1 protein-coding gene is annotated in these 255 nt (G+C 72.9%); it reads left to right on the top strand.

The window, feature by feature from the left end; all coding sequences use genetic code 11:
- A partial coding sequence (locus tag SB751_RS32920; protein WP_410749370.1) for a hypothetical protein occupies nucleotides 1-255 on the top strand: 255 nt, incomplete at both ends.

Consider the following 255-nt stretch of genomic DNA (forward strand, 5'->3'; position numbering starts at 1 on the left):
CCTTGAAGGGGCCGCGCGCGCTGGTGGCGCAGTCGCTGCCCACGGGGCGCGAGCCCGATAGCCCGTTCGAGACGCAGGTGATCAAGGTGCTGCGCGAGCGCGGCTGGGTGGTGCATCCGCAGGTCGGCTGCTCGGGCTACCGCATCGACATGGGCGTAGTCGATCCGCGCGCGCCGGGGCGCTACCTGCTGGGCATCGAATGCGATGGCCGCGCCTATCATGCCGGGGCCACCGCGCGCGACCGCGATCGCCTGC

Source organism: Cupriavidus sp. SIMBA_020 (genome assembly GCF_046535395.1).
In the GTDB taxonomy this organism is placed as follows: Bacteria; Pseudomonadota; Gammaproteobacteria; order Burkholderiales; family Burkholderiaceae; genus Cupriavidus; species Cupriavidus campinensis.